Annotated in this window: 14 protein-coding genes; 8 read left to right on the forward strand and 6 right to left on the reverse strand. The window is 53.6% G+C overall.

Annotation, left to right across the window (positions count from 1 at the left end):
• Positions 1–3: 3 nt before the first annotated feature.
• The 8 genes from ON072_RS01840 to panP all read left to right on the forward strand — a co-directional run bounded on the left by ON072_RS01840 (position 4) and on the right by panP (position 10,733).
• Positions 4–2,091, forward strand: coding sequence for an MtrB/PioB family decaheme-associated outer membrane protein (locus tag ON072_RS01840; protein ID WP_274625933.1), 2,088 nt, complete (start codon positions 4–6; stop codon positions 2,089–2,091).
• A 189-nt stretch (positions 2,092–2,280) separates the two neighbouring features.
• Complete coding sequence (locus ON072_RS01845; protein WP_261752739.1) at positions 2,281–3,369, forward strand: M35 family metallo-endopeptidase; 1,089 nt, start codon at positions 2,281–2,283, stop codon at positions 3,367–3,369.
• Positions 3,370–3,569: 200 nt separating this feature from the next.
• On the forward strand, positions 3,570–4,148 hold the full coding sequence (locus ON072_RS01850) for a hypothetical protein (RefSeq protein WP_144224602.1): 579 nt from the start codon (positions 3,570–3,572) through the stop codon (positions 4,146–4,148).
• 89 nt (positions 4,149–4,237) lie between these two features.
• Positions 4,238–4,849, forward strand: a complete 612-nt coding sequence (locus ON072_RS01855) for a uracil-DNA glycosylase family protein (RefSeq protein ID WP_274625934.1) — start codon at positions 4,238–4,240, stop codon at positions 4,847–4,849.
• Positions 4,850–5,065: 216 nt separating this feature from the next.
• Positions 5,066–6,214: a sugar diacid recognition domain-containing protein gene (locus ON072_RS01860; protein WP_107353362.1), complete on the forward strand. Its 1,149-nt coding sequence runs from the start codon at positions 5,066–5,068 to the stop codon at positions 6,212–6,214.
• Between the two features lie 155 nt (positions 6,215–6,369).
• Entirely contained in the window at positions 6,370–7,728 is a 1,359-nt protein-coding gene (locus tag ON072_RS01865; protein ID WP_144224603.1) for a GntP family permease, read from the forward strand.
• Between the two features lie 54 nt (positions 7,729–7,782).
• The gene (locus ON072_RS01870) at positions 7,783–8,946 is read left to right on the forward strand and encodes a glycerate kinase (RefSeq protein WP_144224605.1); all 1,164 of its coding nucleotides are present in this window, start codon (positions 7,783–7,785) and stop codon (positions 8,944–8,946) included.
• A gap of 140 nt (positions 8,947–9,086) precedes the next feature.
• Complete coding sequence (panP, locus tag ON072_RS01875) at positions 9,087–10,733, forward strand: pyridoxal-dependent aspartate 1-decarboxylase PanP (protein ID WP_144224607.1); 1,647 nt, start codon at positions 9,087–9,089, stop codon at positions 10,731–10,733.
• A gap of 4 nt (positions 10,734–10,737) precedes the next feature.
• Here the strand turns inward: panP and ON072_RS01880 are convergent, their stop codons facing one another.
• The 6 genes from ON072_RS01880 to ON072_RS01905 form a co-directional block, all read right to left on the reverse strand.
• On the reverse strand, positions 10,738–11,757 hold the full coding sequence (locus tag ON072_RS01880; RefSeq protein WP_144190904.1) for a hypothetical protein: 1,020 nt from the start codon (positions 11,755–11,757) through the stop codon (positions 10,738–10,740).
• A gap of 135 nt (positions 11,758–11,892) precedes the next feature.
• Positions 11,893–13,008: a hypothetical protein gene (locus ON072_RS01885; protein ID WP_107111836.1), complete on the reverse strand. Its 1,116-nt coding sequence runs from the start codon at positions 13,006–13,008 to the stop codon at positions 11,893–11,895.
• Between the two features lie 2 nt (positions 13,009–13,010).
• Positions 13,011–14,810, reverse strand: coding sequence for a hypothetical protein (locus tag ON072_RS01890; protein WP_107111835.1), 1,800 nt, complete (start codon positions 14,808–14,810; stop codon positions 13,011–13,013).
• Positions 14,800–15,156: a hypothetical protein gene (locus ON072_RS01895; RefSeq protein WP_096141319.1), complete on the reverse strand. Its 357-nt coding sequence runs from the start codon at positions 15,154–15,156 to the stop codon at positions 14,800–14,802. The genes ON072_RS01890 and ON072_RS01895 overlap by 11 nt, the downstream gene beginning before the upstream one ends.
• A gap of 10 nt (positions 15,157–15,166) precedes the next feature.
• Positions 15,167–15,457 (reverse strand): PAAR domain-containing protein, encoded by a 291-nt coding sequence (locus tag ON072_RS01900; RefSeq protein WP_025012114.1) that lies wholly within the window; start codon positions 15,455–15,457, stop codon positions 15,167–15,169.
• Position 15,458: 1 nt separating this feature from the next.
• Complete coding sequence (locus tag ON072_RS01905) at positions 15,459–15,986, reverse strand: DUF4123 domain-containing protein (protein ID WP_144133817.1); 528 nt, start codon at positions 15,984–15,986, stop codon at positions 15,459–15,461.
• Positions 15,987–15,988 lie beyond the last annotated feature (2 nt).

Raw genomic sequence — 15,988 nt, forward strand, 5'->3', positions numbered from 1 at the left:
AAGATGAAATTCAAACTTAATTTGATCACCCTGGCTCTGCTGGCTCCTGCCAGTCTGGCGATGGCCGCCGACGGTTATGACCTGGCCAATGCCAATACCGAAAAGGTCAAGTTTTCGGCCTGGAGCTGTAAGGGTTGCGTCAGTGAAACCGGTGTATCCGGTACTATTGGTGCCGGAGTTGGCTATAACGACTCTGACGATATCCGCTCTGCCAACGCCTTTGCCGCCGAAGATGACTTTGCCGGCAAGGTGGATGCAGACCTGAACTATCGCGGTGAAAACGGCTATCGAGCCAGTATCGAAGCCGATAACCTGGGTATGGAAAACGGCCGGGTCGATATCAATGCCGGTAAACTCGGACAGTACAATATCAACCTGAACTACCGTCAGATCCACACCTATAAGACTGACTCTGCCATGAGTCCTTACCTGGGAATTGGCAGCGGCAACCTGACACTGCCGGCCAACTGGCAGACAGCCGGTGGAAGCAACGAGATGCCCATGCTGTATGACAGCCTGAGCCCAGTGGAGCTGTCGCTCAAGCGCAAGCGCACAGGCCTGGGTCTTGAATATCAGGGTGAGGAGCTGTGGAGCACCTATGTCACCTATATGCGCGAAGAAAAAACCGGCCTGAAAACTGCATCCGGCAGCTTCTTCAACCAGTCAATGATGCTGGCCGAGCCTGTGGACTACACCACAGATACCGTCGAGGCCGGGATTAAACTCAAGGGTGACAACTGGTTTACCGCACTCAACTACAATGGTTCATTCTTCAAGAATGATATCCAGACCTTGAGATTCGACAACGCTTTCAACCCAACCTTTGGTGCCCAAAGAGTGGGCTATATGAGCCTGGATCCGGATAACGAGTCTCACACTGTGACCTTGAGCGGCCAATTTGCCCAGAAAGGCGCCGTGGTCAGCGGCCGTTTGTTCGCCGGACAGATGACCCAGGATGAGGCCTTTATCACCTCGGGATACGGCTATCAATTGCCGCAGGAATCCCTGGATGGCAAAGTCGATATCCTGGGGATGAACCTCAAGGCGGTCAAACGCGCCACCCGCAATCTGCGGATCAGCGGCAGTTATGATTACTACGACAGGGACAACCAAACCCAGATCCAGGAATGGACCCAGATCAGTATCAATAACGTCAGTGGTCGTGTGGCCTACAACACCCCTTATGACAACACCAGTCACAAGGCCAAGTTGGCCATGGATTACCGGATTGCCAACGGCATGAAGTTGGACGCAGGTTATGACTACCGTCGTGATGAACGCAGCTATCAGGACAGGGAAATCACCGACGAGAACAGCGTTTGGGCCCGTTTCAGTCTCAACAGCTTTGAACACTGGAATATGTGGATCAAGGGCAGCTATGGCAAGCGCGATGGCTCAGAGTACGAAGCATCTGAATGGACCTCTTCCGAGTCCAACAAGTTGCTGCGCAAGTACAATCTGGCCGACCGCAAGCGCACTCAGGTTGAAGCCAGGGTGACTCACAGCCCTATCGACACCCTGACCCTGGATTTCGGTGCCCGCTATGCGCTGGATGACTACAACAACACGGTTATCGGTTTGACAGAATCCAAAGACCTCAGCTATGACGCCAGCATCAGCTATTTGCTGACAGACGATCTCAGCCTGAGCGCCTTCTACAACCATCAGACCATAGACTCAGATCAGGCCGGCAGCAGCAACTTCAGCACTGTCACCTGGACAGGAACCGTGGAAGACAAGGTGGACGTCATAGGTGCCGGTTTGGCCTACGACAACCTGCTGGAGAAGAAACTGCGTCTGGGGCTGGATTACACCTACTCTGACTCGGATTCCAGCACTCAGGTACGCCAAGGCATCACAGGCGACTATGGCGATTACTACGCCAAAGTGCACAACGTCAACCTCTATGCCCAGTATCAGGCTACTGAGAAAATGGCGCTGCGTCTTGACTACAAGATGGAGAAATACGAGGACAATGACGCAGGTAACGATATCGCCCCGGATGGTATCTGGAACCTGGTCAGCTTTGGTGACAACAGCCATGACTACACGGCTCACCTGATCATGTTGAGCGTCAACTACCGTCTGTAATTCTCGCTCTTAGCTCCCAAAAGCCCGCTTTTCGCGGGCTTTTTTTATCTCTTCCCGCCTTCACCTCAAACCAACAAGCATTCGGTAAAATTCCTCTTGCCAGCGGCCCTTTTTGCAGCTTACACCGCAAAACGTTACATTTTTGTAACAAACATAACAATTAAGACTATATGACCTGAGGACAAAGGCATGAGAATCACTCATACACTACAAGGAATAGCCTTGCTCGCGGCCCTTTCCAGTACCAGCGTGCTGGCCGATGGCATTCGTGCCAGCCTGGAGATGAGCCAGCAGAGCTATAAGGCCAGTGATAACGTGTTGGTCACTGTGACCCTGACCAATGACGCCAACCAGCCGGTAAAACTGCTCAAGTGGTACACAGCCGCTGATGGAGTGGAAGAATCCCTGTTCAAAGTCAATGCCGATGGCCTTGACCGTCACTATCTGGGCGCCCATTTCAAACGCCCGGCGCCCGGCAAACAGGACTATATCAAGCTCAAATCCGGTGAGAGTGTGTCCTATCAGGTAGAGTTGTCCTCACTTTACGACATGAGCAGCAGCGGCAACTACGAGATAAGCTATGATGTCAGTTCTTTGCAACTCTTCTCCCCCAACCCGGGCCAACAAAAGAAGCTGGCCCGCTTAGGGATAGAAGGGATACATTCAGATCCGGTCAGCTTCTATGTGGAAGGCCGTGAATTCAAGTCCGGCGCCAACAAGGGTAAACCCGGCAGTGGCGATGGCGGTACGGCGCCCGACGGTATCAGCTTTACCGGCCGTTGCAGCAATTCCCAACAGAGCGATATTCTGGCGGGGCTGGACGCCGCCCGCGCCATGGCAGCCGACAGCAAGCAATACCTCGCGAGCAACAACAACCCCTCAAGCTCGGTGCGTTATGCCACCTGGTTTGGCAGCTACAACAGCAGCCGCTGGAATAGCGTCAGCAGTAACTTCAGTGCCATAGACTCGGCCTTGAACAATCAGCCACTGACCTTCGATTGCAGCTGCAAGAAGAGCTATTACGCCTACGTTTACCCGACTCAACCCTACAAGATCTACATGTGTAACGCCTTCTGGAGCGCACCGGTATCGGGCACCGACTCCAAGGGCGGCACCATAGTCCATGAAATGAGTCACTTCAATGTGGTGGCGGGAACCGATGACATTGTCTACGGCCAAAGTGGCGCCAAATCGCTGGCCCTGAGTAATCCTTCCCAGGCGATTCAAAATGCCGACAGCCACGAATACTTTGCTGAAAACACCCCCTTTCAAAACTAAGGAAGCTACAGCAGATTAGTTTACCTTTCGTGGGCCGGCTCCCCCGGCCCACCTCCCTGTTACCTTGTGAGCTTGGGCGGACGGAACTGCCCCTTTTTTCCTCATAGTCTCAGAGCCATCCCATAACGGCCATCAAGAACTTGCAAGCCTTCCGCCTTTAAGCCAATGTAAGGCGCAACCTTTATGATGAGAATCTATTGATGAAGTTGAAATATCCTTGTGCCTTGGTCGCCCTTTTTCCGCTATCGGCCATGGCCGCACAACCCGACGGTTTAATGGCCGGGGTGTTTACCATACTGGTGCTGGGTGGTTTTACTCTGGTTAACCTGCTACTGCAGCTGGTTTTTTACTTCAACGGCCAATATAGCCGCCCTGGGTTTGTCCACAGCCATATCTATTGGGCCTTGCCCATTCCGCTCATTACCCTGTTACTTGTATTCTGGGATCATGCTTCTATTGCCGATCTCAGTATGAACTTCGGCCTGGTGTTGATAGCCGTGGCGCTGGCGTTGTTGCCACTGCAACTGAAAAACTCGGCCAAAGTCGCCGGGCCTCAGGCTGGTTGGCGCTTGCTGGCAACCTCTGCCTTATTGTTGCTGCTGGCCAATATCATCTGGCCGCTGACTATACCGGCAATGCTTATCGCCTGGAGTGCTCCTGATTGGCAGCAGTGTAAAGAAAACGGCTTTAAGCTCAGCCGGATAGTGTTGCTGCTCGCGGCGCTGGGGCTGACTTTGTATGAAGGCTTTCAGGCCTGGCAACATTTTTTCGGTAGCTGATTTTCGGAGCCTAGTCTTCGGAGCCTGATTTTCGGAGCCTAGTTTTCTAAGCCTAAGTAGGGTCTGATATCCATCAAAAACCAGGAAATATGATGAAAACTGCCGCTCTGCCCAGTGATTTCCCGCTACTCGATGAGGTGCGAGCCTGCACCCAGTGCCGGGATAAACTGCCGCTGCCGCCCAAGCCGATACTGCAGGCCCACCCTGACGCCAGGATTTTAATCGCGGGGCAAGCGCCCGGCAGAATAACCCATGAACGTGGCCTGCCTTTTGACGATGCCAGCGGCGACCGGCTAAGGCTGTGGCTGGGGGTGAGCCGCGAACAGTTTTATGACCCCAGGCGGTTTGCCGTCATTCCCATGGGATTTTGCTATCCGGGAACGGTTGAAAAACAGGGTGATATGCCGCCGAGGCCAGAATGCTCAGCCACCTGGCACCCAAGGCTTTTTGCCGCCCTGCCCAATATTGAGCTGACGCTGATCCTTGGCAAATACGCCATGGCCTGGCACATCAAGGGCAGTCCGCTGGCCAAGGCGTCCGTCAGTACCGCCGTGGCAGAAGCTGATTCGCTGTGGCCGACAAAACTGGTGCTGCCTCACCCGAGTCCGCGTAATCGCCTCTGGTTTAAACAGCACCCCGAATTTGAGCAAAACCTGTTACCCAGACTCAGGCAGAGAGTCGCCGAGTTATTGGCACATTAGGGTCTGTTGACCCTTGAAGATGGTTTTTGCAGCTTTTGTCGTTTTTTATACCAAACAACGACAAATGCTACCCAAAGGGCTCGGCTAGACGCGCTTTACTCTTTGTTGCAAGGTATTTACCTAGGCCCCTAGGCTGCATACCTTGCGTCGCGATTAAAACGCGTCTAGTACGGGCAAAATTCAACCATGAAAGGTCAACAGACCCTAGAGGCTCGCATGTATTTTCTCGACGCCGCGACCGCGCAGCAGATAGTGGATCGCACCATGAATATCATCGACCACAATATCAATGTGATGAACAGTCAAGGGGTGATCCTCGGCTCCGGCGACAAGCAGCGGCTCAACAGTGTCCATGAAGGCGCCCTTTTGGCCATAGCCCAAAACCGCACCGTAGTGATAGATGAAGGCAGTCGCCACAGCCTGCATGGCGTCAAACCCGGGGTCAACCTGCCGCTGCACTATCACGGCAAGATAATCGGCGTTGTCGGCATTACCGGTAATCCAGCGGAGCTGCTGCGCTATGGTGAGCTGTTGAAAATGACCGCCGAAATGATGGTCGAGCAAGCCAACTCTCTCGAGCTGGATCTCTGGCATAAACGCCAACGGGAAGAATTTATTCTGCAACTGCTGAAACGGGACAATTATAGCGAAAGCGATTTTTGTGCCTGGGCTGCCCAGCTGCAGATAGATCTGCAAAAACCCAGAGTTGCTGCCGTGATAGAGCTCGCCAAAGGCGAAAGCAAGGCCACAGATCTCAAGGAGATCCAACGCTTGCTCGAGTATCCCCAAAGGGACAACCTGGTGGCCATGACCGCCATGGATCAGTTGGTGATCCTCAAACCCGCCTTTCTCGATGGTCGCAGTTGGGATCCGGCGCTTGAGGATCTGCGAATCGAGAAACTGCTTGCCCGTTTGCCGGCCGACACCCAGGGCCGGCTCAAAATCGCGCTGGGGCATTTCTTCCCCGGTGAAGGCGGTATTAGGCGCTCATTTCATACCGCGCTGGAAACCCTGAGATTGGGAAAGAAACGGGCGCCGGAAAAGACCAAATACCTCTATCAGGATCACGCGCTGGCGGTATTGCTGGCCGGACTGGTCGATAGCTGGCGCGGTCAGGAGCTGGCAGCGCCTTTTCGCAAACTGCAGCAGCATGACAAAAAGGGCCTGCTGACCCGCACTCTCAGCGCCTATCTGCAACACTTCGGCGACCAACAACAGTGTGCCAAGGCCCTGTTTATTCATCGTAATACCCTGAGATACCGCCTGGAGCGTATCAGTGAAATCACCGGCATAGAGCTGCAAAGCCTGGATGGATTGCTGCAACTCTACCTGGGAGAAGTCCTCAGCCGCCTGGAACACAAATAATTGTGCATACGCACAAAAAACTACCCTCTTTCAGGGGGGAATTCCGTATTTTCCCCTAAAGCCATCACGGCGCGGCAACTGGGATAATAATCGCCAGCCCGCCTTCGCGCCGGCGCCCCAACCCTACACAAATAACGACCCAATAAGGGACACTTATGAGCCTGGTACTAGTACTATTGGCGGTGATCATCTTTATTGTCATCGCCACCTCAACATTTAAACTACACCCTTTCTTGACGCTGCTGCTGGCGTCATTTATCGCCGCCTTCGGATTCGGCCTGCCCGCCGGGGAAATCGCCAAAACCATCAGTGGTGGTTTTGGAGGTATTCTTGGTTACATAGGGCTGGTGATAGTCCTGGGAACTATCATAGGCACAGTGCTGGAAAAGAGCGGCGCGGCCATCACCATGGCCGATGTGGTCATCAAGGTGCTCGGGCAGCGTTTCCCGACCCTGACCATGTCCATCATAGGTTATATCGTTTCCATCCCGGTGTTTTGTGACTCGGGCTTTGTGATCCTCAACAGCCTGAAACAGTCGCTGGCCAACAGAATGCAGGTTTCCAGCGTTGCCATGAGCGTTGCCCTGGCCACCGGCCTCTATGCTACCCACACCTTTGTGCCGCCGACTCCCGGCCCGATTGCCGCCGCCGGTAACCTGCAATTGGAAGCCAGTCTGGGGCTGGTGATTGCCGTCGGTATCCTGGTTTCTGCCGTTGCCGCCTTCGCCGGTTTGCTCTGGGCCAACCGCTTTATGAACACTGAGCCGGATGGCGAAGGCGCCGAAGAGCTCAAGGCTTCTGCCGAAGAATTTGAAACACTCAAGGCTGCTTATGGCAAACTGCCAAGCCCCTTGGCGGCGTTCTCACCTATTTTTGTTCCTATTTTGCTGATCTGCCTTGGCTCTATCGCCGCCTTCCCTTCCAAGCCCATGGGTGAAGGCATGCTGTTCAGCCTGTTCCATTTCCTCGGCCAACCGCTCAATGCCTTGATGATAGGCCTGGGGCTGTCACTCTTGCTGATCAAGGGCGACAACAAGGTCAAAGAGTTTTCCGATCGTATCTCACAGGGCCTGGCTGTTGCCGCCCCCATACTGCTGATCACCGGGGCCGGCGGCGCTTTTGGCGCTGTGATCAAAGCCACGCCTATCGGTGACTTTATCGGTACTTCACTGTCGGCTCTGGGTATAGGTATCTTTATGCCCTTCCTGGTGGCGGCGGCACTGAAGTCGGCTCAAGGCTCCTCCACAGTGGCGCTGGTAGCCACTTCGGCTCTGGTGGCCCCCATGTTGGGAGATATCGGCCTTGGCAGCGAAATGGGCCGGGTGCTGACCGTCATGGCCATAGGCGCCGGAGCCATGACAGTGTCCCACGCCAACGACAGCTTCTTCTGGGTAGTCACTCAGTTTAGCCGTATGAGCGTAGCCCAGGCCTATCGGGCTCAGACTATGGCGACCCTAATTCAGGGGATCACCGCCATCATCTTCGTCTGGCTGCTTAGCCTGGTTCTGCTCTAAACTCTTCCCTTGCTGCTGCCGGTTTCACCGGCAGCCCGTTGTACAGGAAATCAGATGAAAATAGTGATAGCGCCGGATTCCTTCAAGGAAAGCCTGAGCGCCCTCGAAGTGGCCAATGAAATTGAAGCAGGCTTTAAACACAGGCTGCCGGATGCCGAGTACCTCAAAGTGCCGGTGGCCGACGGAGGCGAAGGCACAGTGCAATCTATGGTCGATGCGACCAATGGTCACCTGGTCGAGCTTGAAGTCTGTGGCCCACTCGGACAAGCTGTGAAGGCCCATTACGGCATTCTGGGTACAGAGGGTGGCACCAGTGGCATCCGAACCGCAGTTATCGAAATGGCGGCCGCCTCCGGGCTGCATCATGTCAGCCCGGCGTTTCGCAATCCAAGGCTCACCACCAGTTACGGCACCGGCGAGCTGATTGTCGATGCCATGGAACGTGGCATTCGCCACTTCATCATAGGCCTTGGCGGCAGTGCCACCAATGATGGCGGCGCCGGTATGGCCAAGGCGCTGGGCGCCAAACTATTGGATAGTGCCGGGCTGGAAATGAGCCCGGGCGGGGCGGCGCTCGCGGCCTTGGCAACACTGGACTGCAGCCAACTGCATCCGGCGCTCACTGACTGCCATTTTGAAGTGGCTTGTGATGTGGACAACCCTTTATGTGGCGAGCGCGGCGCTTCGGCGGTATTCGGGCCGCAAAAGGGAGCCACTGAGGAAATGGTCGCCGAGCTTGACGCCGCCCTCGGCCACTTTGCCGATATCCTGGCTCAGAGCGGCTTTGAAGATAAGCGCCTGCAAAGTGGTGCCGGCGCCGCCGGTGGCATGGGACTTGGGGTGATGGCATTTCTGGGCGCCGAGCTGCGCCCCGGTATCGACATAGTCATGCAGGCTGTGGGGCTGGATGCCAAACTCGAAGGCGCAGCACTGGTTATCACCGGCGAGGGACGCATAGATGGACAAACTATCTATGGCAAGACGCCCATGGGAGTTTTGCGCCTGGCAAAGGCGCGCAACATTCCCGTGATTGGTATTGCCGGCTGTTTGGGAGCTGGCTCAGAGCTGGTGTTGGAGCAGGGAATGAGCGCCATTTTTGATATCATTCCCTCGGCCTGCGACTTGCCCAAGGCGCTGGCCGAAGCCAGAGCCAATCTGCAGCGCACCTCGAGCAATATCGCCGCTCTGCTGGCTCTGCAACTGAATAACGCCAATTGATTTTTCGCGGGTCAACCTCTGTGGCCCGCCGCTTTTTCGCTTCAGTTTCAACTTGTCTGACCGCAATCCTTGCAGTAAAGTGAGCTGCCATTTCAAGACCTGTGCAGACACAGGCAGATACAGTGTGAGACCAAAGCCCCATGACCGCCAGCAAGCAACGCCAGGCCACCGCCTCAGAAAACTCTCTGATGCGTATCTTTACCGTGCCCGAAGCACCGGAATCGACCCTGAGCCGCATAGAGCAGGCATTGTCTGAAGATCTCGCCGGTTTCCTGACCCAGAATATCGCCGCACTGGAAAAGCCCCTGAGTGAAATCGAAAAGGATTTCCAGGCCTTTGAAATCCCGCGTCAACCCAGATTTGTTTCTGACTACACAGAAGAGATGATGCAGAATTTGGTGGCGCATTCAGTACACACCGCCGCTCCCAGCTTTATCGGCCATATGACATCGGCGCTGCCCTACTTCGTGTTGCCCTTGTCGAAAATGATGGTGGGCCTGAATCAGAATCTGGTCAAAATCGAAACCTCCAAGGCCTTCACGCCCATGGAGCGGCAGGTGCTGGGGATGATGCATCACCTCATTTATGGCGAAACCACCGACTTCTATCACCAGTGGATGCACAGCGCCAATCATGCTCTGGGAGCCTTCTGCTCCGGCGGCACTGTAGCCAATATCACCGCCCTATGGATTGCCCGCAACCAACTGCTCAAGGCTGACGGTGAATTTCGCGGTATCAATCGTGAAGGCTTAGGCGCGGCGCTCTGCCACTACGGTTGGAAGAGCCTGGCGATACTGGTGTCCGAGCGCGGCCATTACTCTCTGGGCAAAGCTGCCGATCTGTTGGGCATTGGCCGGGATAACATAGTTTCAATCGCGACCGATGCCAACAATAAGGTCGATGTTGACGCCATGCGCGAGGCGGCCACCAAGCTGGCCCGGCAGGGCATCCGAGTCATGGCGATAGTTGGCGTCGCCGGCACCACAGAAACCGGTAACATAGATCCTCTACCTGAGCTGGCCGAGTTGGCAACCGAGCTCAATTGCCACTTTCATATTGATGCCGCCTGGGGCGGAGCCAGCTTGTTATCCAGCAAATATCGCCATCTGCTCAAAGGGATAGAACTGGCAGACTCAGTGACCATAGATGCCCATAAACAGATGTATGTTCCTATGGGGGCTGGTATGGTGCTGTTCAAACAGCCTGAACTGGCGCGGGCAATTGTGCATCATGCCGAATATATTTTGCGTAAAGGTTCCAAGGACTTGGGCAGCCAGACTCTGGAAGGTTCCCGTCCCGGAATGGCCATGCTGGTGCATGCCTGCATGCAGATAATCGGCAAGGAAGGCTATGAAATACTGATCAATAATTCGCTGGAAAAGGCCCGCTTCTTTGCCAGCTTGATTGAGCAACACAGCGAATTTGAACTGGTGAGTGCGCCCGAGTTGTGTCTGCTCACCTACCGTTGGCGCCCCTCTTGGGCACAAACCGCTCTGAACCGGCAATTGGCACAGGGTAATCTTGAAAAGGTCAAAGAGATCAATGGCATTCTTGATGACCTGACTCGCGCCATTCAGAAGAAACAACGTGAACAAGGCAAGTCTTTTGTGTCCCGCACCCGGATCCAACCCGCCCGTTATCACAGAGAAACCGTGACTGTATTCCGGGTGGTGCTGGCCAACCCGCTGACCACAGACACCATACTGGCAAATGTATTAAACGAACAAACTGAGCTGGCAGCTTCTGAAACCGGGCTACTGCAGGTGCTAAAGCAAGCCTGCAACTAAACATTTATTGAGGGCGATGCTGAGTCACGCCCTGCATGCCGTTTTCCCGCACCCGCACGCTTTTGAGCAGCCCTACTATCATATCTGTGGCATTCAAGGGCGCCATTTGCGGAAAGTCCTTGATCTCTATCTTGCCGCTGATCTCCATATGGGCATAACGGACACTGTTGATTTTGCTGTCGGTGCTGACCCAACGAAACTCCCGCTGGGTATCCGAGTATTTACCATCACTGATAAACAGCCGTCCTTCCCGCCCGGCCACCTTGGTCTTGCTGCTGGCAAAAAAGGCCATCATCCCGCTGTAGCGGCTCAGTTCTTCTTTCAGCGCCTTGCCCTGATCTTTGCCATACACGTTCACCAGGATCTCAAACAGTGAGTCTTTACCGTTATAAAACTCCATCCCATAGTTCTCATGGTAAGAACCCTCGGCATTTTTCAACGGCTGGGAATTGGCGATCAAGATATTTCTCGGCAAACAGACACCCGCCTGCTTATGCGGCCAGGGCTGATATTCAATCTTCTCTATCGCCTGACGCATCCATTGCAGCCGCTGCTGCAATATCTCATCCACATTGGGCGCATTACGGGCTATAAACTCATCTGCCCGCCCATCAATGCTGATGCCTATCTGTTGCTCCGGAAAATCCTTGAAGAAAAAGCTAGAGAAATCATGCTTAGCATTAGGATCATTCATTAAAACTCTGGAATCTTCGTTATAAACTAATGTCTTAAGTTCAGGTTCCAGGTCTCTAATCACATACTTGGTAGGCCCATATTTCGCAGCCTTACTACGCAACTCCTCCACATAAGCCAGCCATTGCTCAAGCCTATGTTCACCGGTTATCACCCCTTTCTTTTCCGCCTTATCATCCTGATGATAGATATTGATAAAAAACTGCGGCTGACCATAACCCGAGGTGAGCAGTTGCATCTCTTGGGGTAACTCAAACTCAAACCGACCTACACAGTGCTTGGTAAACACCATACCGGCCGGTCTTGGCGGTATCTCCTTGGCGTACGTCAAAAGGGGAAAAACTGCACAAACCAGGCAGCAGAACCACAGCTTTTGCCGCAGTGAACTTAAGGACTTCAGGCATGCTCTTATCAAAGGTTTCTCCCTTTCGCTCCAATCAAGAGTTCCAACCTTTCATTCTTATAGCTAGTCCTTCACTCCGACCATGCCGTTTTCTCTAACCCGCACGCCTTTGAGCAGCCCCACTATCATATCGGTGGCATTCAAGGGAGCCATCTGCGGAAAGTCCTTGATCTCTATCTTGCCGCTGATCTCCATATGGGCATAACGGACACTGTTGATTTTGCTGTCGGTGCTGACCCAGGTGAACTCCCGCTGGGTATCCGAGTATTTGCCATCACTGATAAACAGCCGCCCTTCCCGCCCGGCCACCTTGGTCTTGCTGCTGGCGAAAAAGGCCATCATGCCGCTGTAGCGGCTCAGCTCCTCTTTCAAGCCCTTTTCCTCGCCTTTGCCATACACGTTCACGATGATCTCAAACAGTGAATCTTTTCCGTTAAAAAACTCCGCCTGATAGTTTTCGTGATAAGAGCCTTCCTTATACGCGCTCGTTGGATAAGGCCCTGAAGGGGTAATCGGTGGCTGAAGATTGGCGATCAAGATATTTCTTTGCAAACAGACACCCGCCTGTTTATGCGGCCAGGGCTGATATTCAATCTTCTCTATCGCCTGACGCATCCATTGCAGCCGCTGCTGCAATATCTCATCCACATTTGGGGCATCTCGGGCAATGAACTCATTAGCACGGCCATCAATGCTGAGTCCCAACTGTTGCTCCGGAAAATCCTTGAAAAAGAAGCTGGCAAAGTAGTGTTTTTTATCTGGACCATATCTTCGATAATCTGTGTAAAACACTACTGTTTTCAAATCCGGCTCCAAATCTTTGATAACATACTTGGTTGGATGAAGCTCAGCATCTTTTAGGCGCAACTCCTCCACATACTCCAGCCATTGATCAAGCCTATGCTCACCGGTTATCACTCCTTGCTTTTCTGCCTTATCATCCTGATGGTAGATATCGATAGAGAACTGCGGCTGACCATAACCCGAGGTGAGCAGTTGCATCTCTTGGGGTAACTCAAACTCAAAACGTCCCACGCAGTGTTTGGTAAACACCATACTCGCCGGCCCTTCCTGTATTTTTTCCGCTTGCGCCATCACAGCCTCTCCCTGCCAAAAACAAACTAATGCCAGACTGCCGAGCAGCCCGCGTTTAATCCTCTTGCGATAACCTTCTGCCATCTCTATCCCTTGAATTTCTGGTGAATATCCGGCAGCCAAGACTGAAGCACACCGACCATCAGATCCCTAACATCGGGGCAGTTAAAGAACCCTTGATGATCCTGGGTCGCCACCAAGCCGATAGTCTGCACCCCTTTGGGGTACTTGCCCGCGCCTTCATGCACGGTACCATCACCCTTGGCCGTCTCGCTACCCAACCTGAAGCTGGTACTTTGAGCCCTAGGCGGCGTATGGGCATATTGATGACCATAGCGGTTCTGTTCCATCCAGCTCTTTAACTTGCGTTCATGCTCGGCCAGCTCACTACTACTCAGCAGTTTGACCTCGCCCTTGACAGAGAGCCAGCCATGGTTTTCATCGCCTATGACTTGCCAGCGCTCCACCGCCGCCGTCTCCAGCCCCGGGGTCAAGCCGTTCTGCAGCTGCCACTCACAGGTATCAAACGCCTTGGTGTCCGGGTTATTGCTGTAGAGCAGTGTGGTAGTCTTGTGAAAATTGGCCGCCAATTTATCGTGAAAGGTTTCACATTTGGTAATTCGATTCAAAAATGCATTTTTATGTTTTTCAAGCTGCTCATCGGTTGGATTGGCCAGCTCAGGTGCCAACAAGGGAGGCTGCACCAGGCTATACCAGGTATCGAAACGGCGATAGAAATCATAAATGCCACTGCCATAGCCTATCTGCAACAGTTCCCGTTTGTCCGGCTGTTTCGCCGGATCCTTATTGACAAACAGCCACTCCCCCTTATTGGCCGCATCCACGTAGAGCTTATTGGGCATCAGTTCCAGCCCGCCCTGACAAAAGCCCAGTATTGCCGTGGTATCGGCGGCGTTCTTGCCCAGCACCATTTTGACGACCTGCCCCAAAGCACCGTGGCCGACGGCGCCGCAGCGAAACTGAAAATAAGTGGAGGGGCTGCCGTGGGTTGGCATCGCGCCATGGATAACCGCTTCGACTTGAGATTCCAGGCCGCTTAAGATAAAGCCGGCGCGGGAGGCATATCCGCCCATGGAGTGACTGATGACCACAAACTTAATATCGTCCTTGGTCAGCCCCAGGTTATCGCCTTCTTTATCTTCCTTGAGTAGCTGTGTCCTGAATTCCTCAAGTTTATCCTTGAGTCGCTTCCCGGCGTATTCATTGCTGCGCATCCAGTTATAGCCTACGGCAAATACCGGGAATTGCAGCCCGGGATACAGGCGTTTAAATAACGGCTCCTTCGACTCAAGATATCGAAGCAGCGGGCCGTAACTGTCCCATAACACCTCGCCCCAACCCCGACGCTTTTTGAGTTCCATCTGCGACTTGGGTACTGAAGTATAGACCCTGAAATACTTATCGGTGCCTGGGTCTTCCACCAATAAATGATCATCCCGATCGATTATCGGATCCCCTTTCTTTTTAGTTTTACCATTAACCAACAATGCTTTACGCTGTACCGGACCGGCAAAAATCAAATCTTTGATCCGAGGCCAGGCGGCGGCTTTGGTTCGGTACTTACGGCCGGTTTCCGCTATTCCGCGGCCCTTTTCCTTTATCCCTATCCACTTTCGATTAAACCATTTACCTATCCCCTCAAAGAAACCATCATCATCGTCCGCCTGCGCCGCGGCGAGCTCGGCTTCACGTTCGGCCTTCAGCTCCATGGCGGTACTGCTGGGACCACTGAACTTTCCCCCGGCAGCAGGATCCCATACTGAGTCGCCACTCTTTTTGTTCATCAAGCGGGTGCCCATAATACCGGGGACGAACACCAGCGCCACAATACCCTTGCGGCATTTACAATCAGCGTTACAGCTCATAACCAGACTCCATGGTAGAAGATTGCTGTTCCTTGGCCCACTGCAACAAGATAGCCGCTCGTCCTGAAGGCAAGCCGGTCTTGGTCACTATGGCACTCACTTCCGGGTCATCGAGTGACACTTGTGCCAAAAACAAGGCCTCGGCAACCAAGCGCAGATGGCCCAGCTCGGTGAATCCATATTGATAAGCCTGACTGACTTGCTGCTCGAGCCAGTCATAGCATGCCTGCCCATCTGTTGGTGGACTTTCCAGTGATAACAGGTGACGTGCGAGGGCATGGATCTGGTTTCGCCTTTGCCAGTTTGGCATCGCATCCATGATTTCCTGACTCAATTCCCAGCTCATTCGCTTCTCCTTAAGACACTGTCAAGGCAGCATCTCCCTGAATGACTTTGCCACCATGGGCCGTGGACGCACCCTGCAATACCACGGCTATGCCATTGACGGTCAAACTCGGATGTCCCTGAACCAGGGTATCTGGCCCGCCAACCTGGCAGTCACACTTGTGCCCGGTTAAGGCCACAGGAATACCGTTGACCGTCAGAGCACTTTCTCCCTGGTTTATCGGTCCACCAACATGAGGGGTATTGCCGCTGAACATAGGGCAAATATGTTGATGTCCTTTCAAAGCAACCGGAGTCCCCATATTAATCCTCCTTAATCGATATCGCCTGGCAGCCGTATCCGTCCGGCTCCCTTTGCCAATACAGCCAATGGCTATTGAAACGAAAGGGGTTAAGCGATGCATAGAGCACTGACCCCAAAGGCTCAAGAAATGCATCCCTTCTGGCCTGCGTTTCTTCGGTTAAATAGTGATGTAAGACCCTGGGGTCGTAGAAACGAAAACGAGTAGTTTCACCATCAGGCTTGACGGCATACAACCTTTGCCCCAGTGCTTCTTTCAGTGGCTGCAGGGCTAGGCCACTCTTGCACCACAGCGCGCTGTGACCATGGGTGTCTTTCTCCAGCATCAGTTTTATCAGCTCGTCCTGTCCCGCAAGATGGAGTAACCAAGGGCCGTTATCCACCAATGCCTGATCCCTGTAATCAAACAGGCTATGACACTCGGCTCCGGCCCCTTTGGCAAACCACAAGGGCTCGGGGCATAGCGCTGCATCCAAGACCAAGTAGTTGGGCCCAAACGCCTTGAGGCTATTTTCTTTCACCATAGTCATAC

Origin of the sequence: Shewanella sp. K8 (genome assembly GCF_028823715.1) — a bacterium.
Classification (GTDB): Bacteria; Pseudomonadota; Gammaproteobacteria; order Enterobacterales; family Shewanellaceae; genus Shewanella; species Shewanella algae.